Genomic DNA, 23466 nt, shown 5'->3' on the forward strand with positions numbered 1-23466 from the left:
GCACCCGGGCAAAAAATAATTTTATTTTTATCGAATAGAAACCGGCGCTGAGCTGTTTACCGTACAGCGCCGCGCTAGCGGACTGCATCCGGCGGGCTTTATCGCCTGTCTCACAGACCCGATAAGGATAAATTATGACAACGCGTTCTGGTTTTTCTCTGCTTGCCGTTCCGGCACTGCTGCTGATGCTGCACTCTCCGCTGAGTATGGCGATGGGCGACAATGACAGTGATAAAAAGACGCCTGACTGCCCCAAAGGTCAGGTCTATGACAGTCACACTAAAAGTTGTGTGCCTGAGAAGACCAGCAAGCTGAGTGACGACGATAAAACCCGCTATGCCTGGCATCTGGCGAAAAAGGGCGAATATCAGGCGGCGCTGAACCTGCTGGATACGCTGAAAAATCAGGATACCCGTGAAGCCTGGAACTATCGTGGTTACGCCACCCGTAAACTGGGCCGCACGGACGAGGGCATTGGCTATTATCAGCGCGCCATTGCACTGGATCCCCGTTACGCTAAAGTGCGTGAATATCTGGGCGAAGCCTGGATGATCAAAGGGCGTCCGGATCTGGCGCGTGAACAGTTAAAAACCATTGCCGGGATTTGTGGCACAGACTGCGAGGAGTACCGCGATCTGCAGGCCGCAATCAATGGCCACCCCGAGGTCTGATGCGGCAGGGAGGAGCGAAAAATCACTCACAGTGACATCCGTCAGCACCTTGCGGAACATCTGACGCGGCTCTGGCGTTACGGCTATGTGCTGTCACACAACCGTGACATGGCAGAAGAGCTGGTGCAGTCAACCTGCGTACGCGCGCTGGAACGCAGCGCGCAGTTCACGCCGGGCACACGCATTGATCGATGGCTTTTTTCGATCCTTCACTCCATCTGGGCCAGTGATTTATGGGCGCGAAAGGTCCGGCAGGGACAGGGATTCGTGGATCCCGATGCGCTGATGGCCGCAGATAACCACACCACCAGCGACGACAACCGCCATTTTCAGCGCATTATGCTACAGGTTAACGCCTTACCCGAGGCGCAGCGTAATGCACTGTTTCTGGTGTATGTCGAAGGTCTGACCTATCAGGAGGCGGCAGAGACGCTCTCGGTTCCGATTGGCACTATTATGAGCCGTCTGGCCGCCGCACGTGCCACGCTGGCCAGACAGCCGGCGACCTCGCCCGCACCGCAGGAGAAACGGAGATGAACAGGGAAACTTTTACGCCACCGTGGCGCGATGAGGCAATCGTTGCCTGGCTGGATGGTGAGATGACGCCACAGGAAGCCGTGCAGTTTGAGCAGGCGATGGCAGGGGATCCCGAACTGGCGGCACGGGTTGAGCATTTACAGCAAAGTAATCTCGATTTTGAACAGGCTTTTGCGCCGCTGTTGGAACAGGCACCGCAGGCCAGAATGGCACAGCAACTGGCAGCCATCACGGCACCAGAGTCAATGCCAGCCAAAGGCTACAGCCGTCGGGCATTGATTGCTGCGTCTGTCAGCTTTTTGCTGGTGGGCAGTGGCATCGGTTTCCTGGCAAGACCGGAAGATGATGAGAAAGATGAAAGCCAGAATATCCGCGATCTGGAGGCGCGTTATATGTCGCTCTACAGTGCTGAAACGCTGGCCGACACACCTGATGACGCCGCCATGCTGCAAAGGGGGCTGGAGCGTACCCGACTCGATTTAGGATTGCAGATGCATCCACAGCAACTCAGCCTGCCAGGAGCTGAACTGAAAATGGTGCGGATCCTGCGCTACGAACGGACGTCGATTGCACAAATCGCCTGGCTGCACGCTGATTATGGCCCGATGGCGCTCTGTATCTCGCCTGAGCCGGACAGCGCGAATCCCATCGCCCATGAAAAGCGCCATGGCATGCAGCTGGCCTGGTGGAAGCGTGACGGCTATCAGTATGTGCTGATTGGCCGCAACCCACCGGCTCAACTGGCTGCCACAGCGGAAACATTGCAGACAGCACTCAGTTAATCGGACCCTTCAGCGGTTACCGCTACAGCGGCTTTCTGCCCTGCGCGGCAATGGCCAGCGCAATGTTGACGCGATCATCAACCACCCCGACCAGCCGATCCATTCCGAAGGCTGAGCGGGAGATGGCGGTGGAGGCATGTAGCGCCAGCGAACCTGAAGCCGGATCAATTGTCTTTCCGCTGTCCAGCGAGGCCAGCATCACGACTGGCCGGCTGACATTTTTAACCGTCAGCACACCAAAAATACGATAATTGCCGCCACCCAGTGAGGCCACGCGACTACTGACAAAGTGAATGTTTGGGTAACGCTCTGCATCAAAAAACAGGTTACTTTTCAGTTGCCAGGTTAACAGGCTGTTCGAGGCCACCAGCGTCCCTACCGGAATAGTCACTTCAATATGATCGTCACGGTCTTCATCAGGATTGAGTGTCACCGTACCGGTCACACCCTGCAGTCTGGCCTGCGAAAATTGGTGACCAAAGGCGCGCCATGAAAGGCCTATCGACGTTTTATCGGGGGTAATGGCATAGGTTACCGGCGCGGCGTAAAGCACCGGGCTGAGCAGGGCTAACAGAGTGCATAAACAGGCGGCACGCATCATCACTATTTTCTCTTTTTTAGGCAGACCCAACGTTAACGCCTGAAACCGCGATCCTATTCACTTTTTTTAGCACTGTTTTTACCTTACAGGCACAGATAATCTGACAGATATTAACTGACTGTCACCTGAGAATCACCAAAGTGTAATGATTATTGCAAGGGCAGAACATTAATAACGAAAAATATTAAGAATACATTAAGACGGCTTTATTAATCTGTGATTCTCCTGATATGAGCGGATCGCTATTTTTTTCGATGTGATACTGTGAGTAGCAGGCTGAATTTAGCCCAGCAATATCAGTGTGTTAATTTTTCTCTCCAGAAGTGACTTCATCCGGATGAGCTGAACCCTGCTCTGGTGACTGACAGAGCCTGCTGTTTTTAAACAAAATATCAATAAATCAAAAAGAGTTGAGGCCAGGCCTATTATTAGCCATTTAATAGTGAACTTTTTCTGAAATCCTTAACTTGCTCTCCCTTGATTTTATTTCAATTCACACTCTTCATTTAATGTTCAGTTAACTTTCATACGGTAGTTTGTATTAGCAGTCCGGTAACCTTAATTCCAGAACGGGAAAGCGTGGTGTCGATAACACCCTGGCCGACTGTGAGTCATTCGCTATTTCAATTATTTTCCGGCGTTGTGCCTGATTAACAACGCGCGACAGCTTATGGGTTTGATCTGCAGGAGTTTTAGCATGGATTTTTTGCCATTTTCCCGGCCTTCATTCGGTGATGAAGAGCTGGCTGCTGTTAAAGCGGTATTTGACTCTGGCTGGATAACGACCGGCGCAAAATGCGCCGAACTGGAGCAGGCCTTTGTTCAGATGACCGGCAACCAGCACGCCATTGCAGTAAGCTCTGCCACTGCCGGAATGCATGTCACGCTGATGGCGATGGGGATCGGGCCTGGCGATGAGGTGATCACGCCGTCCATGACCTGGGTCTCTACCCTGAACCTGATCACGCTTCTGGGTGCCACGCCGGTGATGATTGATGTGGATCCCGACAACCTGATGGTCACGCCGGACCGGATAGCGCAGGCGATTACGCCCCGCACCCGCGCCATTATTCCGGTGCATTACGCTGGTGCACCTGCCGATCTCGCGTCAATCTATCAACTGGCTGAGCAGCGTGGGATTGCCATTATTGAAGATGCGGCTCACGCGGTGGGCACCACATATCACCAAAAACCGATCGGGCATCGTGGTACGGCGATTTTCTCTTTCCACGCCATCAAGAATATCACCTGCGCGGAAGGGGGCCTGGTGGTGACCGATGACGCCACTCTCGCCGATCGTATACGCAGCCTGAAGTTTCATGGCCTGGCGGTGGATGCGTTTGATCGTCATACCCAGGGGCGTCTGCCGCAGGCGGAAGTCATGATGCCGGGCTTTAAATATAATCTGCCCGATATCAGCGCGGCGATTGCGCTGGTGCAGTTAAAGAAACTGCCGGGCTTTATTGCCCGCCGCCGTGAGATTGCTGAACGCTATCTTGAAGCGCTGCGCACGCTGCCGTTCACGCCGCTGTCACTGCCCGCCTGGCCACATCAGCATGCGTGGCACCTGTTTATTATTCGCATTGATGAACAGCGCTGCGGTCTGTCGCGCGATGCCTTTATGCAGGCACTGAAGACGCAGGATATCGGCAGCGGATTGCATTTCCGTGCGGCGCATACCCATAAATATTATCGCGAGCACTATCCCGATTTACGTCTTCCCGCCAGTGAACTTAACAGCCAGCAGATGTGTTCGATTCCACTGTTTCCGTCAATGACGGATCAGGATGTCGAACGTGTGATTCAGGCTTTACATGACATTGCCGGAGCCTGAGATGCGCGATATTAAACCGATCAATATGCTCTCCGTGGTCATCCCGGTCTATAACGAGCAGGAGAGTCTGCCGGAGCTGCTTCAGCGCACCTGCGCCGCCTGTGACTCAATTAAGATTGAGTATGAAATTCTGCTGGTGGATGACGGCAGCAGCGATCGTTCTGCCGAACTGATTGAACAGGCCGCCACCGTTCCCGGCAGCCGGATAACCGGCGTGCTGCTCAACCGCAACTACGGTCAGCATTCCGCCATCATGGCCGGATTCAGCCAGGTTCGTGGCGATCTGATTATTACGCTGGATGCCGATCTGCAGAACCCGCCGGAAGAGATCCCGCGGCTGGTTGACGCCGCGCGTCAGGGTTATGACGTGGTGGGTACTGTCCGTCAGCAGCGCCAGGACAGCTGGTTCCGTCGGAAGGCCTCGCGCACGCTCAACCGGCTGATTCAGCGGGTCACCGGTAAGGCGATGGGCGATTACGGCTGCATGCTGCGCGCCTATCGTCGCCACATCGTCGAGGCGATGCTCAACTGTCACGAACGCAGCACTTTTATTCCGATCCTGGCCAACACCTTTGCCCGACACACCATTGAGCTGCCGGTGATCCATGCCGAGCGCGCTTTTGGCGATTCGAAATACAGCTTTATGCGCCTGATTAACCTCATGTATGACCTGGTGACCTGTCTGACCACCACGCCGCTGCGATTGCTCAGCGTGGTCGGCAGCCTGATAGCGCTCTCCGGCTTCGCCTTCTCTTTGGTGTTGATCGTGTTGCGACTCTTTTTTGGTGCGGCCTGGGCGGGTGACGGCGTCTTCGTGTTGTTCGCCGTGCTGTTCATGTTTATCGGCGCCCAGTTTGTGGGTATGGGACTGCTCGGGGAGTACATCGGGCGCATTTACAACGACGTTCGGGCGCGTCCGCGCTATTTCGTTCAACGCATTGTTCACGCTCCAGAAGAGCCTTCAGTACAGGATATTCAATCATGAAGACCGTTGTTTTCGCCTATCACGACATGGGCTGTGTCGGCATCAATGCGCTGCTGAGTGCAGGCTATGAGATCACCGCCATTTTTACTCACAACGATGTGGCGACCGAAAACCACTTTTTCGGCTCAGTAGCCCGTCTGGCGGCAGAGCATGGCATTCCGGTCTATGCACCTGACGAGGCGAATCACCCGATCTGGCTTGACCGCATCCGCACCATGGCACCAGAGATGATCTTCTCCTTCTACTATCGCCATCTGCTGAGTGATGAGATCCTGCAATGCGCTCAAAAGGGTGCTTTTAACCTGCACGGCTCGCTGCTGCCAAAATATCGCGGCCGGGCACCGCTGAACTGGGCGCTGGTCAACGGCGAAACTGAAACGGGCGTTACGCTACATCGCATGGTGAAGCGCGCGGATGCCGGTAATATTCTGGCGCAGCAGAAGGTCGCTATTGAGGATCAGGACAACGCGCTGACGCTGCATCGTAAACTGACCCAGGCTGCAGTGCAGTTGCTCGGCGACGTTTTACCACGCCTGCGCGAGGGTGAGGTGAGTGAATGGCCACAGGATGAAAGTCAGGCGACACGGGTAGATCGTCGCACGGCCGAAGATGGCCGCATTGACTGGAATCAGCCTGCTCAGACGATTCACAATCTGGTCAGAGCGGTTACCGATCCCTGGCCTGGCGCATTCGCCTTTGCCGGTTCGGTTAAATTTATCGTCTGGAAGAGCCGGGTTCATCCGCAGCAGCATCAGGCAAAGCCAGGGACGGTACTTTCTAAGCAGCCATTCCTGATCGCCTGTGGCGAAGGCGCGCTGGAAATCCAGACCGGCCAGTCCGAGCATGGCGTTTACATGAATGGCAGCCAGCTGGCGCAGAGTCTGGGCATCGTCCCTGGCGCACTGCTCTATTCAAAACCGCAGTCAGCGCTGCAACGTCGTACCCGCGTGCTGATCCTTGGCGTTAACGGCTTTATCGGTAATCATCTCACTGAGCGTTTGTTACAGGATGAGCATTTCGAGGTCTATGGCCTGGATATCAGTTCAGACGCGATCAGCCGCTTCCTGGATCATCCGCGCTTCCATTTCGTCGAAGGGGATATCGCTATCCATTCCGAATGGATTGAGTATCACATCAAAAAATGCGACGTCATCCTGCCGCTGGTAGCCATCGCCACGCCAATTGAGTACACCCGCAATCCACTGCGCGTGTTTGAACTCGATTTCGAAGAGAACCTGAAAATCATTCGCGACTGTGTGAAGTATCAGAAGCGCATCATTTTCCCATCCACTTCAGAAGTTTACGGCATGTGTACCGATGACAGCTTCGATGAGGATTGCTCTAATCTGGTCGTCGGGCCGATCAACAAACAGCGCTGGATCTACTCGGTATCCAAACAGCTGCTGGACCGCGTTATCTGGGCCTACGGCGAAAAAGAGGGGCTGCGTTTTACCCTGTTCCGTCCGTTCAACTGGATGGGACCGCGTCTGGATAACCTTAATGCAGCGCGCATCGGCAGTTCCCGCGCGATCACTCAGCTCATCCTTAACCTGGTAGAAGGTTCGCCCATTAAGCTGATTGACGGCGGCAAACAGAAGCGCTGCTTTACCGATATTCAGGATGGCGTTGAGGCGCTATTCCGCATTATCGAAAACAAACAGCTGAATTGTGATGGTCAGATCATCAATATCGGTAATCCGGACAACGAAGCCAGTATCAAAGAGCTGGCCGAGCAGCTGCTGGCCAGCTTTGAGCGTCATCCGCTGCGCAGCCAGTTCCCGCCGTTTGCCGGTTTCCGCGAAGTAGAAAGCAGCAGCTACTACGGCAAAGGCTATCAGGATGTGGAACACCGTAAACCGGCTATCCGCAATGCGCGTCGCCTGCTCGGCTGGACACCGACCGTGACGATGGATGTCACTATCGACAACACGCTCGACTTCTTCCTGCGCACCGTTGAGCCACAGGCTGATAAGTGATGAAGAAGATCGGTCTGCGGATTGACGTAGATACCTGGCGCGGCACGAAGCAGGGCGTGCCGGCGCTGCTTGAGCTGTTCCGGCGTCATGCGGTGCGGGGCAGCTTTTTCTTCAGCGTGGGACCAGACAACATGGGCCGCCATCTCTGGCGGCTGGTGAAACCGGCGTTTCTTATGAAGATGCTGCGCTCCCGTGCCGCGTCGCTCTATGGCTGGGACATCCTGCTCGCCGGAACGGCCTGGCCGGGAAAACAGATGGGACGGAGATTGCGGCACATCATGCAGGACGCCACTCGTCAGCACGAAGTCGGTCTGCACGCCTGGGACCATTTTGCCTGGCAGACCTGGGCCGGTGTCTGGCCGCAGGATAAGCTGGTTGAGCAGATAGCACGTGGCACCGAAACGCTGAGTGAGATACTCGGTCATCCTGTCAGCTGTTCGGCCGTCGCGGGCTGGCGAGCCGATGGCCGGGTGATCGCCGCCAAACAGGACTTTGGCTTTCACTACAACAGCGACTGTCGCGGCAGCGGCCCGTTCCGGCCCATGCTGCCGGATGGACAGATTGGTACTGTACAGATTCCGGTGACGTTGCCCACATGGGATGAAGTGGTTGGCCGCGAGGTCAGCGCAGAAGGCTATAACGACTACATTCTGGCGAAAATGCTCTCTTCTGACGATGGGGCGGTCTACACCGTGCATGCCGAAGTCGAAGGGATTATTGGCTACCCGGACTTTGACCAGCTGCTGGCTGCTGCGGCCCGTAATGGCATTCAGTTCTGCCCGTTGAGCGAGCTGCTGCCCGACGATCTGAGCACCTTGCCGGTGGGCAAAGTAGTCAGAGGCGAAATCCCCGGACGGGAAGGGTGGCTGGGCTGCCAGAAACTGACTGAAGAGGCGAACTAGTGCGGATACGTAACAACACGAAGTGGCTACTTTTTTTCAGCTTTTTTATTCTCTATTACCTGCTTCCGCCGATGTTCCGCGATCTCTGGCAGCCGGATGAGACCCGTTATGCGGAGATCAGCCGGGAGATGCTGGCAACCGGTAACTGGGTGACGCCACACTTCTTCGGTCTGCGCTATTTTGAAAAACCAATTGCTGGCTACTGGATCAACTCGCTGGGTCAGTGGCTGTTTGGCCACAACAACTTTGGCGTGCGGGCGGGATCGATATTCTCCACGGCGATGACCGCCGTGCTGATCTACTGGCTCGGCAGGCGGCTGTTTAGTTCGGCACGCACGGCTGCCGTCGGCACGATTATTTTCCTTAGTTCGCTGCTGGTCTATGGCGTTGGCACCTATGCGGTGCTCGATCCGATGCTGATGCTCTGGCTGGCGGCCGCAATGTGCAGCTTCTGGCTGGCGACGGAGGCCAGCGGACGCGCCGCGCGGGCGGGCGGCTATCTGCTGCTGGGTCTCGCCTGCGGCATGGGATTCATGACCAAAGGCTTTCTGGCGCTGGCAGTGCCTGTGCTGGCGATTCTGCCGTGGGCGATCTGGCGGCAGCGACTGCGCGAACTGCTCTGCTTCGGTCCGCTGGCTCTACTCTCAGCCGCGGCGATCAGCGCGCCCTGGGCGCTGGCGATCTATCATCAGGCACCGGATTTCTGGCACTACTTCTTCTGGGTTGAGCATATCCAGCGCTTTGCCGAGGACAATGCCCAGCACAAAGCGCCTTTCTGGTATTACCTGCCGGTTCTGCTGCTGGGAACGTTGCCGTGGCTGGCGCTGTTACCGGGCGCATTGATGACCGGCTGGCGCGAGCGTCAGCAGCATCCCGGCGCGTTCTATCTGCTGAGCTGGACGGTGATGCCGCTGCTGTTTTTCAGCCTGGCGAAAGGCAAGCTGCCAACCTATATCCTGCCCTGTTTTGTGCCGCTGTCGCTGCTGATGGCGCACTATGGCCTGAACGCCGCACAGCGGGCAGGGCGCGCATTAACAGTCAATGGCTGGCTCAACCTGATTTTCGGCATCATTACTCTGGCAACGGTCGTGCTGGTGCTCGCTCCCTGGAGTGTGACGCATCATCCGCTGTTCGCCACGCACGAGATGCTGAAGCTTGCGCTGGGGGCACTGGCATTTCTCATCTGGGGGCTGGTGGGCGCATATAGCTGCCGCTCTGCACAGCGCCGCTGGCTGGCGGCCGCGCTTTGCCCGCTGGGCGTCGCCCTGTTTATTGGCACGGCAATCCCGGATAAAATCCGCGACGCCAAACAGCCGCAGCGCTTTGTCTCGACGATTAGCCAGCGTCTGGCCTCAAGTCACTTTATCCTGGCGGACAATCCCGGCGTGGCATCTGCCGCAGCCTGGCATCTGCAACGTAGCGATATCGGCTTCTATGACACCAAAGGCGAGCTGGAATATGGGCTGAGTTACCCGGATGCGCAATCCCGCTTTGTCTCTCAGGCGGACTTCGGCGGCTGGCTTGCCGATCATCGCCGTACGGGAAGCGTATCACTGCTGTTGCTGGTTGATTCAGTACACAGTGATATCGGCGAGGATGTTCCGGTGCCGGACGCCGTCTATCGCCAGGGCAGGCTGGTCTGCCTCTATTACAGTCAGATGAAGTGATGCTGCTGCTGATTGTACTGGTCAGTCTGCTCAGTTGCAGCGCGCAACTGTGCCAGAAACAGGCGACCCACGCGGCATCGCGCCGGGTCCGCTTAAGCTGGATTGGGGTGAGCGTGCTGTTGCTGGGTGTCGCGATGCTTCTCTGGCTGCTGGTGCTGCAGCGGGTGCCTGTCAGCCAGGCCTATCCGATGCTGAGCCTTAACTTCATTTTCGTTGCGCTGGCAGGACGCATCCTATGGCGCGAGCGCCTGACGCTGCGCCAGATCGCCGGCACGCTACTGGTGGTGACGGGTGTGGCGCTGATGGCGAGCCAGCTATGAAAGGGTATGGATGGGTCGCATGCAGCGTGCTGCTGGTCTCAGCGGCACAGCTGATGATGCGCTGGGCGATGCCGCGACTGCCCGATGTCAGCAGCATAACGTCGCTGCCTGCTGTTGCCCTGCTGCCCGCCTTGCTGCTGCTGGCCGGGCTGGGCGCTTATGGTGTTTCAATGATCTGCTGGATTCGGGCGCTGGGCTATTTTCCGCTGAACCGCGTCTATCCGCTGCTCAGCCTCAGTTATGTGCTGGTGTGGCTGGTGGCTGTCTGTCTGCCGGTATTCCATGAGGCGTTCAGCTGGCACAGCCTGGCGGGCGTAGTGATTATTGTCATCGGCCTGCTGTGTATCGTGGTTAAGCCCTGATTTAAGAATATTGTTAGTGTTTTCGCATCAACTATGCTTTTTCTTAGCCTTTTCGGGCAGCGAGTAACTCTCGCGGCATTAAAGTATTTGCGGTAAACGGCGGGTCAGCAAAGCGGTTTTATCTTTGCAGTCAGCTCGCCAATATCGCTGACGATCAGATCGGGTGCAGGTGCCAGCGGGTAGAGTGCCTGTCCTTTGCGGGTAATAAATGCAGTTTTCATGTCTGCACGTTTTGCTCCACCCACATCCCAGCCATGCGCAGCCACCATCATGCACTCTGATACGGGCTTGCCCATCTCTTTCATCGCTTACTGATGCGCTGGGGAGACTCTATCCGCTGAAACAGGCATGCAATGAGAACGGGGACTGTGAAACGTTCATGTTTGCAGAAATGTACTGCGGCGGGATAACGGACATTTATGCCCGTATCGGTGTGCGTTACTTCCGCCTGCTTAATTACACCCACATGACCGATGCTACCTTATGCAGATTGCCTGATTGAAGCCGGATTTAATCCATCAGTTCAGATGTCCGTCAGTTGATTTGATATTGATCCTGTCACGGTGGATATGGCGTTTATACAGCTTTCCCTGCTGGGCATTGCAGCTGAGGTTGTCACCGGTAATACGCTGACGCTGGAGTTTAACCGGGTGCGCTATACACCGGCTTACTATCTCAACGATTTTGAAGAATGTCTCAAAGCCAGCGCCGGATCAAGGCGATGCTGGATTTTATCAGGGCAATGTAGGCCATGGACAAAACAGCAGGAAACTACATGGTAGGGAAGCAGTGGTTACGGGTTTGTATGGGGTGCATGAGTAATGCAGAAATTGCACAATATACGAAATTTCGTATAATGAGGTGATGATGCGTAAGAAAATCAGTTTTATTGACAGCAGTCTTGAGGATCTACGGGCTTTCCCGGAAGAGGCCCGGACCGCATCAGGGTATCAGCTTGACCTGATCCAGCAGGGACTGGAGCCGGACGACTGGAAGCATTTTGCTACGGTAGGTCAGGGAGCACGTGAAATCCGAATCCGGGGTAATGACGGCATTTTCCGGATCATGTATGTCGCCAAATTTGAAGAAGCCGTGTATGTGCTGCACTGTTTCCAGAAAAAGACACAAAAGACCAGCCAGAGTGACGTAGAACTTGCCCGAAATCGTTATCGCCGATTGGTTGAGGAGCGTAAAAAATGAATATTCAGACTTTTGATAATGTGTGGGACGCTCTTAGCGAAACGTCAGAGCAGGCGGAAAATATGAAACTCCGCGCCGAGTTAGTAGGCCGCCTGAATAGCTGGATTAAACGTAATGGCCTGAATCAGGCCACTGCTGCTGCTGCGCTGGGCGTTTCACAGCCCAGAGTGTCCGAGCTGGCAGGAGGTCGGATCAACTGCTTTTCAATTGATAAGCTGGTCAGCATGATGTCACATGCCGGACTGCACATAACCAGTATTGAGATAAGCGAACCAGAGGAAGCTTGAGCTGCCTTTTTGCATCGCGCGAACTGCCAGGACGGTAGCCCCTTCGGGGCAGGATAAACCCGGTGCTGATGCACCGGCTATACCCTTTCACCTGACCGTCTTCATCCCTTCCCATCTGAAGCTGATAGCTTGCCATTTCTGCTATCAAGTGACACTACCAAATTGGCCATCTGCAAAAGTGCGCATAATACTAATTATGTTAAATAAAGTGTCTGATTATCAATATCGCTTGAATTACGTCAATACTCATCGGACACAGCCCTCCCTCCCTACCGCATCCTTTCACTGGCAAGATGATAAACATCGCTGCGCTCGCGTTTACCCACAGCAACAACGGCAATCACCAGCTGATCGTCTATTACCTGATAAACCAGGCGAAACCCGGACGCTCTGAGTTTGATTTTATAGCAGTCTTTAATCCCACGTAGTCTGGCAGAAGGAATATGGGGATTGTCACAACATTTCTTCAGTTTTTTGGCAAACTGCTGCTGGAGAGATTTGTCCAGCTTCTGCCATTCTTTAAATGCCTCTTCCCTGAATTTGACGGTATAACTCACAAAAGCGCATCCAAATCGACATCAATTAACGGCTGTTTGCTACGTTCACGGACCAGCTTAACCAGTTCCTGATCGTCAAGGGCATCAAGCATTTGTTCATAAAGCTCAGCCGGGACGCAATAGAATGCAGGCTGGTTGCGGTTAAGAATGGCGACAGGATAACCGTCACCTGCATTAACCGTGGCCATCGGGTTTTTCTTCAGTTCGCTTACGCTGGCACTGGTATCGCTTAAAATAATGTTTGGCATAGAGCCTCCAGGACTGCTTAACAGGTCTTTATAGTAGCAGCCTGAAGACCTGATAACCAGTCTCTTTCAATAGATACAAATGGCTATGTTTGATGAACTGCAAAGGCTGAATGAGCCATTTGAAATGCCGGAAGATGGGGTTATTTTTCATTTCTCTTTTTCGCGCCGACAGGAACAGGATCGTCAGTTGCAGCATCCTGAATAATCAGCGCGTTGCTTTTCTTATCTAAGGTCTTGAGAAGCGGCTGAAATTCTCTGAGCACAAGGTCCAGGCGCTGCATATCCCCCGTCAATTTTTGATATACGGGCGATCCAGGCTGAATACCTTTTATGCTGCGGCTGAGCTGTTGCAGGCTTTGCTGCATATCCTCAGACAGTGTTTTCATTGCAGGGCTGCTGATAAATCCATCAATATGCCTGAGCGATTTTTGTATTTCTGTCATGGTGCGCTGACTTTGTTTTAGCGTACCGGTCGCAACTGAAATCAGTGGCCGAAGCGGAAGGCTGTTAATCTTATCCACTATAGCCATAATCTTTTGCTGTATCTGATTTAAACCACCAGGCGTTGTGGGGATGACTTTGTAACCCGCGACGATATCCGGTCCTTTGTCGGGTGCAACATTTGCATAATAGTCTAAGTCGATAAACAGCGAACCGGAAAGCAGACTGCCTGTTTTCAGGGAGCCTCTTAACCCCTGTTTTTTACCCAGCTGTAGCTTTTTCTCCAGGTCAAAGTCTTCCCTCATACCGCTCATGAATCTCTGGGGTTCAATGTGAATCAGTACGGGAACCTCATAATGGCTGCGAAAATTCTGGGTTATCTCTGGCGAGTTAAAAGGAACCTGAGCAACCGTCCCCAGGCGTATTCCACGAAACTCGACAGGCGCGCCTGCCTGAAGTCCGCGAACAGAATCGGAAAAGAACATCACGAAGTCGAGGTGTTCGGTATAACGAGAATTCGCGATGCTTCGCAGATCGTCATAAAGAGTATAAGTTGCTACGCCCTTAACCGGCTGGCCCAGGGCCACGCCTTCAGGCAGGTCAAAACTGACCCCGCCACTTAATAATGTGGTGATGGACCCCATCTCCACGTGCATCCCGGATGAGGATAAATCCACAGCAATCCCACTATTCTTCCAGAAACGAACGTTTGAGGTGACAAGCTGATCAAAGGGCGAAGCGATAAAAACCTGATAACGCATCATCCTTTTTTCCATATCAAACCGGCTGTTCTCGACTGACCCGACACGCAGGCCGCGAAACAGAACCGGGTAGCCCGGCATGAGTTGCCCCGCTTCACGACTATTAAGCGTGATTCTGATCCCCTTTGCATTCGGTGAGGCCTGGGGAGGCGCATCTGACAGCCGATAGCGTTCCGGCGCTGGCCCCGGAGAACCTGGCTGTAAGGCTATATAGGCGCCTGAGAACAAGGTACTTAAGCCCGTTATTCCTTCGAATCCAATTTCAGGCCTGACCACCCAAAAAGCGCTATTGCCGTTCAATAGTTTTTGCATACCAGTGTGCATGCGAACCTTGATCTCGACGTGCTTAAGATCGTCAGTAAGCTCGGTACTTTCAACGACACCCACATCAATGTTGCGGTTTTTTATTACGGTTTTACCTGCCTTAATCCCCTGTGCGTTTTCGGTCATCAGAATCACCAGAGGTCCCTGCTGGCTTTTATGGTAATACAATAAAAAGGCACCGATGAGCAGCGTGACAAAGGGAATGATCCAGACAGAAGACCATCTTTTGTTGGGGTTTACATGAGCACTATCCGGCTTATCCGACAAAGTATGGACTCGTGTAAGAACAGAGTAACCTGAACTTTTCAGGGCGTTCTGTTGAAGAAGGATTCGATCTCAGGGCTATGTATTCGCTGGTCTTTCCTGAGGCCATGATAGTTAATCTCATCATTAAGCGTTAAATTTCAATAAGTCAGGATCATAAAATCTACTATCAAACGGAGATCTGTTATTTTCCAGTAAATAATGGATCGGATAATTCGCAACAACGTCGGGACAGGATAGTTAATAAGTATAAAGATATTTTTTTAAATAAAGCTTTAGAAATACAAATCTGTGATCAACGTGTCATGTTATTTTAATAAAATCAAATCAATCAGTTACCAATCTCATGGAGGTTAACGACTCAAAATAAAGAGGAATAATCCTGCGTTTAAAGTGTAATAAATACACTAAAATCATCACCAATGAACAGTATTGCCCAACTACGTCCTCGCTGAAGTGCCTCAAATCCCTGAGCGCTGCATGACTTTCTGGTATTGCGTCTGTCAACAAGGTGTGTCAGGTTAACTCTTTTACGAATAGAAACATTCTTGCAGACGTTCTAATTTCACTTCGCATTCCAATTTAGCAGAGGCACCTATGTTCCTTAACTATTTTGCTTTGGGTATGCTGATCTTCGTTTTCATAATTATTTTTTATGGAATTATCGTTCTTCATGATATTCCCTATTTAATCGCAAAGTCCCGTAATCATCCTCATGCCGATGCCATTCACGTCGCAGGTTGGGTAAGTTTGTTTACACTGCATGTCATATGGCCTTTCCTGTGGATCTGGGCCACTCTTTATCGTCCGGATCGTGGTTGGGGTATGCAGAACCAGTACACTTCATTACTGGAACTGCAGCAGCGCGTAGCAGAACTGGAGCGTTTACAGGCTGATTCGAAACCGCTGCGACCGGAGCGATGATATGGATCTGCTCATTATTTTAAGCTACGTTGCGATAGCCTGGGCTGTTTTTAAAATATTTCGCATACCCGTCAATAAATGGACAGTGCCAACAGCGGCCCTCGGTGGCGTTTTTCTGGTCAGCGCGCTAATTCTGCTAATGAATTATAACCATCCCTATACGTCACTGGCACAAAAAGCGGTTGTCGCGATTCCTGTTACCCCACAAGTGACCGGCGTCGTAAATGAAGTTACTGATAAAAAAGAAGTGCTTATTAAAAAGGGAGAAATGCTCTTCACCCTGGATCAGACTCGTTATAAGGTCCGCGTCGAAAGATTACAAGCCGACCTGAGCACTGCTATTAATAATATTGAAGCGATGAAAGGACAATTAAGCGAAGCCGTTGCCTACACAACTCATGTATCTGCTGAGCGCGATAGATTATTTCTGGACTATCAACGCTATCTCAAAGGCAGTAAGGCAAAAGTCAATCCATTCTCCGAACGTGACATTGATAATGCCAGGCAGGCATTTCTGGCGCAGGATGCCCTGGTAAAAGGTTCACTGGCGGAACAGGAGCAGCTCAGAAGCCAGTTGACCAGTGTATCAGGAGGAGAACAATCCCAGATAGCCAGTCTGCGCGCGCAATTAGCAGAAGCCCGGTATAACCTGGAGCAGACGGTTGTTCGCGCACCCAGTGATGGTTATGTCACTCAGGTCTTAATCCGTCCCGGAAGCTACGCAGCCGCCCTGCCGCTGCGCCCGGTCATGATATTCATTCCTGTACAAAAACGTCAGATCATTGCTCAGTTCAGACAAAATTCCCTGCTTCGCCTCACGGCGGGAGATGAAGCAGAGGTCGTTTTTAATGCCCTTCCGGGACAGGTATTCTCAGGAAAACTGCTCAGAGTTTTGCCAGTGGTTCCAGGCGGAGCTTATCAGGCACAGGGAACGGTGCAATCACTGAGCCTTGCTTCAGGTTCTGACGGCGTATTAGCCATAATTGAATTAAACCCAAATCAGGACGTTGATGTATTGCCAGACGGCATATTTGCTCAGGTTGCGGTCTATTCTGACCACTTCACGCATGTTTCGGTCATGCGTAAAATTTTGCTGAGAATGACCAGCTGGGTGCATTACCTCTACCTGGATCACTGATGATGATAAATATATCCTTAACTTTCCATCGATTAACCGTTTGCCCCCTTTCAGAAGAAGTTAATCAGAACAGTTATGAGCGGCCTGACTTTGTAATAAGTCCTGATTTTAAATTACCCTGAAAACACGATGGGTGGTTAATTAAATTACTGATCGGTTATCACAAAACAGGAACGTAAATAAGCTTTTGAAATAGCTGTTTGCATTGAATATGCTATGTTTTAAATGTAGTTACGAATTCTAATCGTCTTTTATAACATTCCGAGGATACTCATATGAAAAAGTTAATTTTTGGTGTGGTTATTTGCTCTTTATCGTTTGGCTCATTTGCTGCCGAAATGATGTCAAAAAATGATTTTATGAAAGTGAAGGATCAGTATGAAAAGATAGGCGATATCTCAACATCAGGTGAGACCAGCCCTTCAGATGCAAAAGCGGAGCTATCAGAAATGGCCGATAAAAAAGGCGGCGATGTGTTCGTGCTGACCTCAGCCAATACGAATAACAAAATTAAAGGTACCGCTGATGTATACAAGAAAAAATAGCGAAGTGACGAAGCTATCTGTCTGAAATACAGACTGAAATAGATGATTTTTTTCGGAGCCTCAGGAAATATGTTCTTAATACAGGTTAATCGATGCCCTTTACTAACGTAAAGGGCATCTTTCTTACAGCACCATCAGGACTTTAAACCGTTTTCAGCGAGGATGAGCTGAACGTCGGTAACAGGACCTTATCTGCCCAGGCTGATGCGCGGATAACACGTTACGCTAATCCGCCTGCACTTGATTAACTCCAGGCGATGACGTTATCAGCCGTCAGGCGAAGGTTCCCCTAATCAGCCGCCGCCCGCCTCCCCCTATTTCTTATCCAGCGACCAGGTTGCACTGCGGATATCGACCTTCACTGGTAACAGACCAATCTGGGTAAACTTATCGGCCAGAGCCTGCTGCTGCGTGAAGACTTCAGGTGTCATCCGCTCAGCCCCGAACGGCATCCTTGCCAGCGCCCGTTGCCAGATCGGCTGCGGCAGACCGGTTGAGGTAGACATGATTTTTGCCGCCTCTTCCTGATGTTGATTGGCCCAGGTACTTAGCGACCCAAGCTCATCCACCACCTGGCTGGCGATTTGCGGCCAGGTTTCCGCAAACTTACGGCTGGCAAGATAGAAGGTGTAGTGTGGCACCAGGCCTTCGGCATTTTTAATCAGCCGCGCGTGGGCGTTGGTTTCAACTTCTGCGTAGTAAGGATCCCAGATTACCCAGGCATCCACTGCACCGCGCTGGAAAGCGGCACGCGCATCCGCGGGTGGCAGATAGACCGGTGTAATGTCTTTATAGCTCAGCCCCGCCTGCTCCAGCGCAGTGACCAGCAGATAGTTAACGTCAGAGCCTTTATTCAGCGCCACGCGTTTGCCTTTGAGATCCGCCACGCTTTTAATGGGGGAGTCGGCGGGCACCACAATCGCCTCAGTTTTGGGGTTGGCGGGAGAATGTGCCAGATAAACCAGATCGGCCTGTGCGGCCTGAGCAAAAGTCGGTGGCGCGTCGCCAGTTGCGGCCAGATCGATACTGCCGATGTTCAGGCCTTCCAGCATCTGCGGCCCAGCCGGGAACTCAATCCAGTGAACCGCAATCCCCTGTTTCTTAAATTCCTGATCCAGCGTGCCGCGATATTTCAGCAGGGCGAAGATATTGGCTTTCTGAAAACCAATGTTAACTGTTTCGGGCTTCTCTGCTGCAGCCTGGGTGTTGAACGCTAATCCCGCCTGGGCGGCAATAATCATTGCGCTAAGCAAAACTCTTTTCATCTCTCATTCCTGAGTCTGGTTGTTGTCAGCGCAACATAACAAACGCAGGTTGAAGCGCTTAGCGATCAAATGTTCGATGCTTAGCGAAAAAAACGCTATGGATGCCAGACCGACTCACGTACCCGAATGGCGCGACTCAATAGCCCCAGTGCATAGAAGCGGTCAGCGATGGTCTGCTGTTCCCGAATGATGGCTAAGTTCATGCGCTGGGTCTGGTGGCTGCGCCGCGCTAAGGCATGCATCAGTGAAGGCGCTGATATCCCGAGTTCGGTTGAGAGCAACGCAGCGGCTTCAGCACGGTGTGCATCGATGTAGCGGCCAGTCTGCTCCAGCGCGGTGAGCAGAACCTGCAGCAGATCGCCCGACTGCGCGGCGAACCCGCGTTCGGCAAGGTAAAACTGATGATTATTGACCCGGCCGGTGCCATCAGCGATCACCCTGAACTGTCCGCTGTTCTCTGCATCGCTGAGCAGCGGATCCCACATCATCCAGGCATCCACTGCGTTGAGATCGCTGGGCGTCAGCGGATATTTGGGCGGTGCATAGACGATGCGCACATCATCCAGCCCTAAACCCGCTTCATCCAGAATCTGCAGCAGCAGATAGTGAACGTTGGAACCACGATTTACGGCGATGCGTTTTCCTCTGAGATCGCCAATCTGCTGAACCGGGCTGCTGTTCGGTACCAGCAGTGCCACGCTCTGCGGCGCGGCGGGTTCCCAGGCCACATAAACCATCGGGCTGTTGCTGGCCTGCGCAAACAAGGGGGGAACTTCACCGGTCGTCCCGAAATCGATCTCCTGTTGGTTCAGCGCATGCAGAAGCTGCGGACCCGCAGGAAACTCACTCCACAGCACGCTGACGCCTCTATCGGCCAGCTGCTGTTCCAGTGACTGGCGCGCTTTCAGGATGCCGAGGTTGCCAAATTTCTGATAACCGATGCGCAGTTCCCGCTCCCGTTCGGGCTGCTGATTCAGAGAAGTGTCGCGCTGACGCAGTGAAGTGCGGCGCGGTTTAATCACTCCCAGATGGCCCAGTTGGGTGCGCAGCGTATGACGACTGATGCCAAGCAGCGCGGCGGCCTGCAGTTGATTGCCCTGAGTGAGTTCCAGCGCATTCTTTATCAGCGCCTCGATCACCCGGGGATAGAGCGGTGTTTCGCTCTGCTGCATCTGCTGCCGTAAAAACTGATCCAGCGCCTCCTCTCCCGGTGGTAACTCGCTACCCGTGAGGTTATTCAGCCGGAGCTGCTGCGGCGTGACCAGCGAGGTTTTGCTGAGCAGGACGGCATTATGCAGGGTGTTCTCCAGCTCGCGGATGTTGCCCGGCCAGCTGTAGTCCATCAGCGTGGCGACAGCATCTTCACTGAGACGTAACTGAGGTCGGCCCAGACGGCGCGCATAGAGCTGCAGGAAGTGAGTGGCCAGCACCGGGATATCTTCGCATCGCTGGCGCAGCGGCGGCAGCGTGACGCTGGCCACATTCAGCCGGTAGTAAAGGTCTTCCCGGAAGCGCCGTTCACGAATCGCCACCGCCAGGTCGCGGTTGGTGGCCGCAATGACCCGCACATTGACCTTTACAGCCCGGGAGGAACCCACACGGGTAATCTCGCGTTCCTGCAGCACGCGCAGCAGCTTCACCTGCAGCGACGCACTCAGTTCACCGACTTCATCCAGCAGCAGCGTCCCGCCCTCTGCCGCCTCAAACCAGCCGCGATGCCGATCCTGTGCACCGGTAAATGCCCCTTTCTCATGACCAAAGAGCTCAGACTCCGCCAGACTCTCAGTGAGGGCACCGCAGTTGACCGCCAGAAATGGCTGTTTGCTGCGTGCGCTGTGATGATGCAGATAGCGCGCCATCACCTCTTTGCCGGTGCCGGTTTCACCAATGATCAGCACCGTCGCGTCGGTAGGCGCAAGCTGATCCAGCACGCTTTTAAAGGCGCGCGATGCGGGGTCAATCAACTCAGGGCTGGTAATTTGCATCTCATTTACCGGGTTAACTGGAAAGCCATGACCATACCGCGTGGCTAACGCGGAAACGAGAGGCTAACCGGACCGGATTGTTGCCAATGCAGCAGGCTGTAACTTTACCTGTCGCAAATGCAGCAATATGCATCAAGCGAAATTATGAATATATCGTTGAATTAATGAGATAAATATTAAGTAGCAGACTGGCACGCATCCTGCTAACAGCTATATAACTAAAGAATTTATGCCTATGTATTAAATTCAAATATCGTTATAAAGGAATCTGCTAATGAGTCATGCGACACAGGAAAACCTCAACCTCTTCTGGTTTCTGCCCACCCATGGCGATGGGCGCTATCTTGGCACCACCGAAGGCGGCAGAGCAGTCGATTTACCCTATTTACAGCAGGTTGCGCTGGCGGCAGATAATCTGGGCTACTACGGTGTATTAATCCCGACCGGTAAGAGCTGCGAGGATTCCTGGCTGGTCGCCTCTGCGCTGGCACCGATCACCAAAAAGCTGCGCTATTTAGTGGCCGTGCGCCCTGGCCTGCAACCGCCAAGCCTGGCGGCGCGGATGGCGGCCACGCTGGATCGGCTGTCTGGCGGACGCTTACTGATTAACGTGGTCACGGGTGGCGATCCGGTTGAGAACAAAGGTGACGGCATCTTCCTGAGTCATGAAGAGCGCTATCAGGTGACCAGAGAGTTTCTTGAGGTCTACTCCCGCCTGCTGAAAGGCGAGAAGGTCGATTTTTCGGGTGAGCATATCCGCGTGGAAGGCGCTGAGATCCTCTTTCCGCCGGTGCAGGAAAATGGCCCACCGCTCTATTTTGGTGGCTCGTCTGATGCCGCTATCGACGTTGCGGCGAATCAGATCGACACTTATCTGACGTGGGGTGAGCCGGTTGAACAGGTAGCGGAAAAACTGGCGGTAGTTCGTAAGCGGGCGCAGGAGAGTGGCCGTAGCCTCTCCTACGGCATCCGGCTACATGTCATTGTCCGTGAAACCGAAGAGGAAGCCTGGGCGGCGGCCGATCGGCTGATTTCTCATCTGGATGAAGAGACCATTGCCGCCGCGCAGAAGATCTTTGCCCGCATGGACTCAGCCGGACAGGCGCGGATGAGCGCGCTGCATCAGGGCTCGCGAGACAGCCTGCGCATTGGTCCCAATCTCTGGGCAGGCGTCGGCCTGGTGCGCGGCGGTGCGGGTACTGCGCTGGTGGGGAGTCCGCAGCAGGTAGCCGATCGCATCCGGGAGTATCAGGCGCTGGGGATCGAGAACTTTATTTTCTCTGGCTATCCGCACCTTGAAGAGGCGCACCGTTTCGCTGAACTGGTGATGCCGCTGTTACCGCTGGCTGCCAACGCCGAAAAGAGACAGCGCAGCGTGAACACCGGTCCTTTTGGTGAAACCATTGGCGGCGACCGTCGTCCTGATAAACAGGCCAGCGCCAGTTAACAGAAGAGAAGGTTCGCTTATGTCACAGCAGCAGATAGTCATTATCGGCGGTGGTTTTACCGGCACCGCGCTGGCGATCCATCTGGCCCGGGCTGGCCAGGCAGGGTTGCACGTGACGGTGATTGAACCACGAGCACAGCTTGCTCAGGGTGTGGCATACGGCACTACCGATCCGGCCCACCGCATCAATGTGCCAGCCGCCAGAATGCAGCTTGCTGGTGATGAAGAGGGCATATTTGACCGCGACTATCGCGCATCGCCCGCCTTTCAGGCCGACCCGGACGCGTTGTGGCGTGACGGCAATGTCTACCCGCAACGCGGTGAGTTTGGTCGCTGGGTCAATGCGCAGTTTGTGCATCAGCAGCAGCATTCGCCGGTAAAACTTAGTCATCTGCGTGATAGCGCGGTTGCGCTGCAGGATGGCGTAGTGACCACAGCCTCAGGGCAGAAGATCCGGGCCGATCAGGTGGTGCTGGCCATCAGCCATCCACCGCCGGACCTGCCCGCACTGCTGAAGCCCTTACAGGGGCACCCGGGATTAATTGCTAATCCCTGGCAGAATGACGCGCTGGCACAGGTCGCACCTGACGATCGGGTAGCGATTATCGGTTCAGGCCTGACCATGTCCGATGTGGTGGCATCGCTGCATCGCCAGCAGCATCGCGGAGAGATTACCGCCTTCTCACGCCGTGGACAGCTGCCGCGTGCCAACCTGAGCGGCAGCGATGAGAGCTACACCCTGGATTACAGTCAGCCGCAGCCCGCCAGCGCACGTGGCTGGTTACATCGGGTGCGTCAGGAGGTAAAACAGGCAGCCGCGTTAAATCTGCCCTGGCAGCTGGTGCTGGATGATATCCGCCGTAACGGCCAGCATATCTGGCAGAGTCTTTCACTGCATGAGCAGCAGCGTTTTCTGCACCATCTACGCCCCTGGTGGGATGTTCACCGCTACCGGATTGCCCCGCAGGTAAGTGAGATTCTCAACCAGCAGCAGGCGAGCGGTCAGTTGTCACTGCTGGCGGCGCGTCTGATGGGCGCGGAAGCGGTGGGAAACAATCTTCAGCTGACGCTGCGCCGGCGTGGAGCGCAATCAGAAATCCGGGTGGTGGAAAAAGTGATTGTCACCACCGGGCCAGCGCACAACGCACTGCTTAAAAGTAACGCGCTGCTGCGCCAGCTCCACGGCGACGGCGTGATTCAGCCCGACCCGCTGGCGCTGGGCATCCAGGTTAACGCGCTGTCACAGACGCTGAATGCGCAGGGTGATGCCAATCCTCATCTCTATGTAGCCGGGCCTGCCGCGCGTGGTCGCTTTGGCGAACTCATGGGATTACCGCAGGTTGCAGAACATGCTGAGTCCGTAGCACGGCAGCTACTCTCCACTACGCCGCTGCCCCTCAGCGAGCGATGTCCCGGCTCACTCATCTACTGAATCACCCTTCC

The 23466-nt window shown here is 53.9% G+C and carries 24 protein-coding genes and 1 pseudogene; 18 read left to right on the forward strand and 7 right to left on the reverse strand.

Annotated elements, in window-relative coordinates:
• The first annotated feature begins 134 nt into the window (after nucleotides 1–134).
• Genes AFL22_RS18135 through AFL22_RS18145 form a run of 3 tightly spaced genes read left to right on the forward strand, consistent with a single transcriptional unit; the run spans nucleotide 135 to nucleotide 1990 of the window.
• Nucleotides 135–671: a tetratricopeptide repeat protein gene (locus AFL22_RS18135; RefSeq protein WP_010257155.1), complete on the forward strand. Its 537-nt coding sequence runs from the start codon at nucleotides 135–137 to the stop codon at nucleotides 669–671.
• 36 nt (nucleotides 672–707) lie between these two features.
• The gene (locus AFL22_RS18140; protein WP_082239223.1) at nucleotides 708–1208 is read left to right on the forward strand and encodes a sigma-70 family RNA polymerase sigma factor; all 501 of its coding nucleotides are present in this window, start codon (nucleotides 708–710) and stop codon (nucleotides 1206–1208) included.
• Nucleotides 1205–1990, forward strand: a complete 786-nt coding sequence (locus AFL22_RS18145; protein WP_052271861.1) for a hypothetical protein — start codon at nucleotides 1205–1207, stop codon at nucleotides 1988–1990. Before AFL22_RS18140 ends, AFL22_RS18145 begins: the two co-directional genes overlap by 4 nt.
• A 22-nt stretch (nucleotides 1991–2012) precedes the next feature.
• Here the strand turns inward: AFL22_RS18145 and AFL22_RS18150 are convergent, their stop codons facing one another.
• Nucleotides 2013–2591, reverse strand: a complete 579-nt coding sequence (locus AFL22_RS18150; RefSeq protein WP_033774155.1) for a YceI family protein — start codon at nucleotides 2589–2591, stop codon at nucleotides 2013–2015.
• 697 nt (nucleotides 2592–3288) lie between these two features.
• On the opposite strand from AFL22_RS18150, the gene arnB reads away from it, so the two are divergent.
• The 7 genes from arnB to arnF are packed head-to-tail and all read left to right on the forward strand — an operon-like array spanning nucleotide 3289 to nucleotide 10637.
• A complete protein-coding gene (arnB, locus tag AFL22_RS18155) occupies nucleotides 3289–4425 on the forward strand; it encodes a UDP-4-amino-4-deoxy-L-arabinose aminotransferase (RefSeq protein ID WP_052271862.1) in 1137 nt (378 codons plus the stop codon).
• A gap of 1 nt (nucleotide 4426) precedes the next feature.
• Nucleotides 4427–5410 (forward strand): undecaprenyl-phosphate 4-deoxy-4-formamido-L-arabinose transferase, encoded by a 984-nt coding sequence (arnC, locus tag AFL22_RS18160; protein ID WP_010257142.1) that lies wholly within the window; start codon nucleotides 4427–4429, stop codon nucleotides 5408–5410.
• Complete coding sequence (gene arnA, locus AFL22_RS18165) at nucleotides 5407–7386, forward strand: bifunctional UDP-4-amino-4-deoxy-L-arabinose formyltransferase/UDP-glucuronic acid oxidase ArnA (RefSeq protein WP_045139866.1); 1980 nt, start codon at nucleotides 5407–5409, stop codon at nucleotides 7384–7386. Before arnC ends, arnA begins: the two co-directional genes overlap by 4 nt.
• Nucleotides 7386–8288, forward strand: a complete 903-nt coding sequence (arnD, locus tag AFL22_RS18170) for a 4-deoxy-4-formamido-L-arabinose-phosphoundecaprenol deformylase (protein WP_010257136.1) — start codon at nucleotides 7386–7388, stop codon at nucleotides 8286–8288. The genes arnA and arnD overlap by 1 nt, the downstream gene beginning before the upstream one ends.
• Nucleotides 8288–9955: a lipid IV(A) 4-amino-4-deoxy-L-arabinosyltransferase gene (gene arnT / locus AFL22_RS18175; protein ID WP_082239224.1), complete on the forward strand. Its 1668-nt coding sequence runs from the start codon at nucleotides 8288–8290 to the stop codon at nucleotides 9953–9955. Before arnD ends, arnT begins: the two co-directional genes overlap by 1 nt.
• Entirely contained in the window at nucleotides 9955–10275 is a 321-nt protein-coding gene (arnE, locus tag AFL22_RS18180) for a 4-amino-4-deoxy-L-arabinose-phosphoundecaprenol flippase subunit ArnE (protein WP_022624286.1), read from the forward strand. Before arnT ends, arnE begins: the two co-directional genes overlap by 1 nt.
• The gene (gene arnF, locus AFL22_RS18185; protein ID WP_052271863.1) at nucleotides 10272–10637 is read left to right on the forward strand and encodes a 4-amino-4-deoxy-L-arabinose-phosphoundecaprenol flippase subunit ArnF; all 366 of its coding nucleotides are present in this window, start codon (nucleotides 10272–10274) and stop codon (nucleotides 10635–10637) included. The genes arnE and arnF overlap by 4 nt, the downstream gene beginning before the upstream one ends.
• Nucleotides 10638–10741: 104 nt before the next feature.
• On the opposite strand, the gene AFL22_RS18190 is transcribed toward arnF, so the two are convergent.
• On the reverse strand, nucleotides 10742–10933 hold the full coding sequence (locus AFL22_RS18190) for a hypothetical protein (protein WP_241773195.1): 192 nt from the start codon (nucleotides 10931–10933) through the stop codon (nucleotides 10742–10744).
• 177 nt (nucleotides 10934–11110) lie between these two features.
• Here AFL22_RS18190 and AFL22_RS24560 point away from each other — a divergent pair.
• The 3 genes and pseudogenes from AFL22_RS24560 to AFL22_RS18200 form a co-directional block, all read left to right on the forward strand.
• A pseudogene (locus AFL22_RS24560) lies at nucleotides 11111–11385 on the forward strand (SAM-dependent DNA methyltransferase); the annotation flags it as partial.
• A 119-nt stretch (nucleotides 11386–11504) separates the two neighbouring features.
• Nucleotides 11505–11837 carry a type II toxin-antitoxin system RelE/ParE family toxin gene (locus tag AFL22_RS18195; protein ID WP_031292300.1) on the forward strand — a complete coding sequence of 111 codons (333 nt, stop codon included), beginning with the start codon at nucleotides 11505–11507 and terminating at the stop codon, nucleotides 11835–11837.
• On the forward strand, nucleotides 11834–12124 hold the full coding sequence (locus AFL22_RS18200) for an XRE family transcriptional regulator (protein ID WP_052271864.1): 291 nt from the start codon (nucleotides 11834–11836) through the stop codon (nucleotides 12122–12124). Before AFL22_RS18195 ends, AFL22_RS18200 begins: the two co-directional genes overlap by 4 nt.
• 269 nt (nucleotides 12125–12393) lie before the next feature.
• On the opposite strand, the gene AFL22_RS18205 is transcribed toward AFL22_RS18200, so the two are convergent.
• From AFL22_RS18205 to pqiB, 3 genes are all read right to left on the reverse strand, one after another.
• On the reverse strand, nucleotides 12394–12681 hold the full coding sequence (locus tag AFL22_RS18205; RefSeq protein WP_010257115.1) for a type II toxin-antitoxin system RelE/ParE family toxin: 288 nt from the start codon (nucleotides 12679–12681) through the stop codon (nucleotides 12394–12396).
• On the reverse strand, nucleotides 12678–12929 hold the full coding sequence (locus AFL22_RS18210; RefSeq protein WP_052271865.1) for a type II toxin-antitoxin system Phd/YefM family antitoxin: 252 nt from the start codon (nucleotides 12927–12929) through the stop codon (nucleotides 12678–12680). The genes AFL22_RS18205 and AFL22_RS18210 overlap by 4 nt, the downstream gene beginning before the upstream one ends.
• Before the next feature lie 140 nt (nucleotides 12930–13069).
• Complete coding sequence (gene pqiB, locus AFL22_RS18215) at nucleotides 13070–14722, reverse strand: intermembrane transport protein PqiB (RefSeq protein WP_052271866.1); 1653 nt, start codon at nucleotides 14720–14722, stop codon at nucleotides 13070–13072.
• A gap of 594 nt (nucleotides 14723–15316) precedes the next feature.
• Between pqiB and AFL22_RS18220 the strand changes: the two genes are divergently transcribed.
• The 3 genes from AFL22_RS18220 to yahO all read left to right on the forward strand — a co-directional run bounded on the left by AFL22_RS18220 (nucleotide 15317) and on the right by yahO (nucleotide 17326).
• Complete coding sequence (locus tag AFL22_RS18220; RefSeq protein ID WP_033759973.1) at nucleotides 15317–15643, forward strand: DUF3302 domain-containing protein; 327 nt, start codon at nucleotides 15317–15319, stop codon at nucleotides 15641–15643.
• A gap of 1 nt (nucleotide 15644) precedes the next feature.
• Entirely contained in the window at nucleotides 15645–16781 is a 1137-nt protein-coding gene (locus AFL22_RS18225; RefSeq protein ID WP_052271867.1) for an HlyD family secretion protein, read from the forward strand.
• 275 nt (nucleotides 16782–17056) lie between these two features.
• Nucleotides 17057–17326, forward strand: coding sequence for a DUF1471 family periplasmic protein YahO (gene yahO / locus AFL22_RS18230; protein WP_010257103.1), 270 nt, complete (start codon nucleotides 17057–17059; stop codon nucleotides 17324–17326).
• A 314-nt stretch (nucleotides 17327–17640) separates the two neighbouring features.
• Here the strand turns inward: yahO and AFL22_RS18235 are convergent, their stop codons facing one another.
• Nucleotides 17641–18567, reverse strand: coding sequence for a sulfonate ABC transporter substrate-binding protein (locus AFL22_RS18235; RefSeq protein WP_170933491.1), 927 nt, complete (start codon nucleotides 18565–18567; stop codon nucleotides 17641–17643).
• A gap of 119 nt (nucleotides 18568–18686) precedes the next feature.
• Complete coding sequence (locus tag AFL22_RS18240; RefSeq protein ID WP_052271868.1) at nucleotides 18687–20576, reverse strand: sigma-54-dependent Fis family transcriptional regulator; 1890 nt, start codon at nucleotides 20574–20576, stop codon at nucleotides 18687–18689.
• A 274-nt stretch (nucleotides 20577–20850) separates the two neighbouring features.
• On the opposite strand from AFL22_RS18240, the gene ssuD reads away from it, so the two are divergent.
• Together ssuD and AFL22_RS18250 are read left to right on the forward strand one after the other, a co-directional pair.
• Complete coding sequence (gene ssuD, locus AFL22_RS18245; protein WP_052271869.1) at nucleotides 20851–22023, forward strand: FMNH2-dependent alkanesulfonate monooxygenase; 1173 nt, start codon at nucleotides 20851–20853, stop codon at nucleotides 22021–22023.
• A gap of 19 nt (nucleotides 22024–22042) precedes the next feature.
• Nucleotides 22043–23455: an FAD-dependent oxidoreductase gene (locus AFL22_RS18250; RefSeq protein WP_052271870.1), complete on the forward strand. Its 1413-nt coding sequence runs from the start codon at nucleotides 22043–22045 to the stop codon at nucleotides 23453–23455.
• Nucleotides 23456–23466 lie beyond the last annotated feature (11 nt).

The organism is Pantoea sp. CFSAN033090 (assembly GCF_001264395.1).
Lineage (GTDB): Bacteria > Pseudomonadota > Gammaproteobacteria > Enterobacterales > Enterobacteriaceae > Pantoea > Pantoea agglomerans.

Coding starts and splice junctions, on each gene's coding strand:
- AFL22_RS18195 (WP_031292300.1), top strand. CDS start 11,505: ATGCGTAAGAAAATCAGTTTTATTGACAGCAGTCTTGAGGATCTACGG.
- AFL22_RS18135 (WP_010257155.1), top strand. CDS start 135: ATGACAACGCGTTCTGGTTTTTCTCTGCTTGCCGTTCCGGCACTGCTG.
- AFL22_RS18150 (WP_033774155.1), bottom strand. CDS start 2,591: ATGATGCGTGCCGCCTGTTTATGCACTCTGTTAGCCCTGCTCAGCCCG.
- AFL22_RS18220 (WP_033759973.1), top strand. CDS start 15,317: ATGTTCCTTAACTATTTTGCTTTGGGTATGCTGATCTTCGTTTTCATA.
- AFL22_RS18225 (WP_052271867.1), top strand. CDS start 15,645: ATGGATCTGCTCATTATTTTAAGCTACGTTGCGATAGCCTGGGCTGTT.
- AFL22_RS18240 (WP_052271868.1), bottom strand. CDS start 20,576: ATGCAAATTACCAGCCCTGAGTTGATTGACCCCGCATCGCGCGCCTTT.
- yahO (WP_010257103.1), top strand. CDS start 17,057: ATGAAAAAGTTAATTTTTGGTGTGGTTATTTGCTCTTTATCGTTTGGC.
- arnE (WP_022624286.1), top strand. CDS start 9,955: ATGCTGCTGCTGATTGTACTGGTCAGTCTGCTCAGTTGCAGCGCGCAA.
- arnD (WP_010257136.1), top strand. CDS start 7,386: ATGAAGAAGATCGGTCTGCGGATTGACGTAGATACCTGGCGCGGCACG.
- arnB (WP_052271862.1), top strand. CDS start 3,289: ATGGATTTTTTGCCATTTTCCCGGCCTTCATTCGGTGATGAAGAGCTG.
- arnC (WP_010257142.1), top strand. CDS start 4,427: ATGCGCGATATTAAACCGATCAATATGCTCTCCGTGGTCATCCCGGTC.
- AFL22_RS18190 (WP_241773195.1), bottom strand. CDS start 10,933: ATGGGCAAGCCCGTATCAGAGTGCATGATGGTGGCTGCGCATGGCTGG.
- ssuD (WP_052271869.1), top strand. CDS start 20,851: ATGAGTCATGCGACACAGGAAAACCTCAACCTCTTCTGGTTTCTGCCC.
- AFL22_RS18145 (WP_052271861.1), top strand. CDS start 1,205: ATGAACAGGGAAACTTTTACGCCACCGTGGCGCGATGAGGCAATCGTT.
- AFL22_RS18235 (WP_170933491.1), bottom strand. CDS start 18,567: ATGATTATTGCCGCCCAGGCGGGATTAGCGTTCAACACCCAGGCTGCA.
- arnA (WP_045139866.1), top strand. CDS start 5,407: ATGAAGACCGTTGTTTTCGCCTATCACGACATGGGCTGTGTCGGCATC.
- AFL22_RS18210 (WP_052271865.1), bottom strand. CDS start 12,929: ATGCCAAACATTATTTTAAGCGATACCAGTGCCAGCGTAAGCGAACTG.
- AFL22_RS18200 (WP_052271864.1), top strand. CDS start 11,834: ATGAATATTCAGACTTTTGATAATGTGTGGGACGCTCTTAGCGAAACG.
- AFL22_RS18250 (WP_052271870.1), top strand. CDS start 22,043: ATGTCACAGCAGCAGATAGTCATTATCGGCGGTGGTTTTACCGGCACC.
- arnF (WP_052271863.1), top strand. CDS start 10,272: ATGAAAGGGTATGGATGGGTCGCATGCAGCGTGCTGCTGGTCTCAGCG.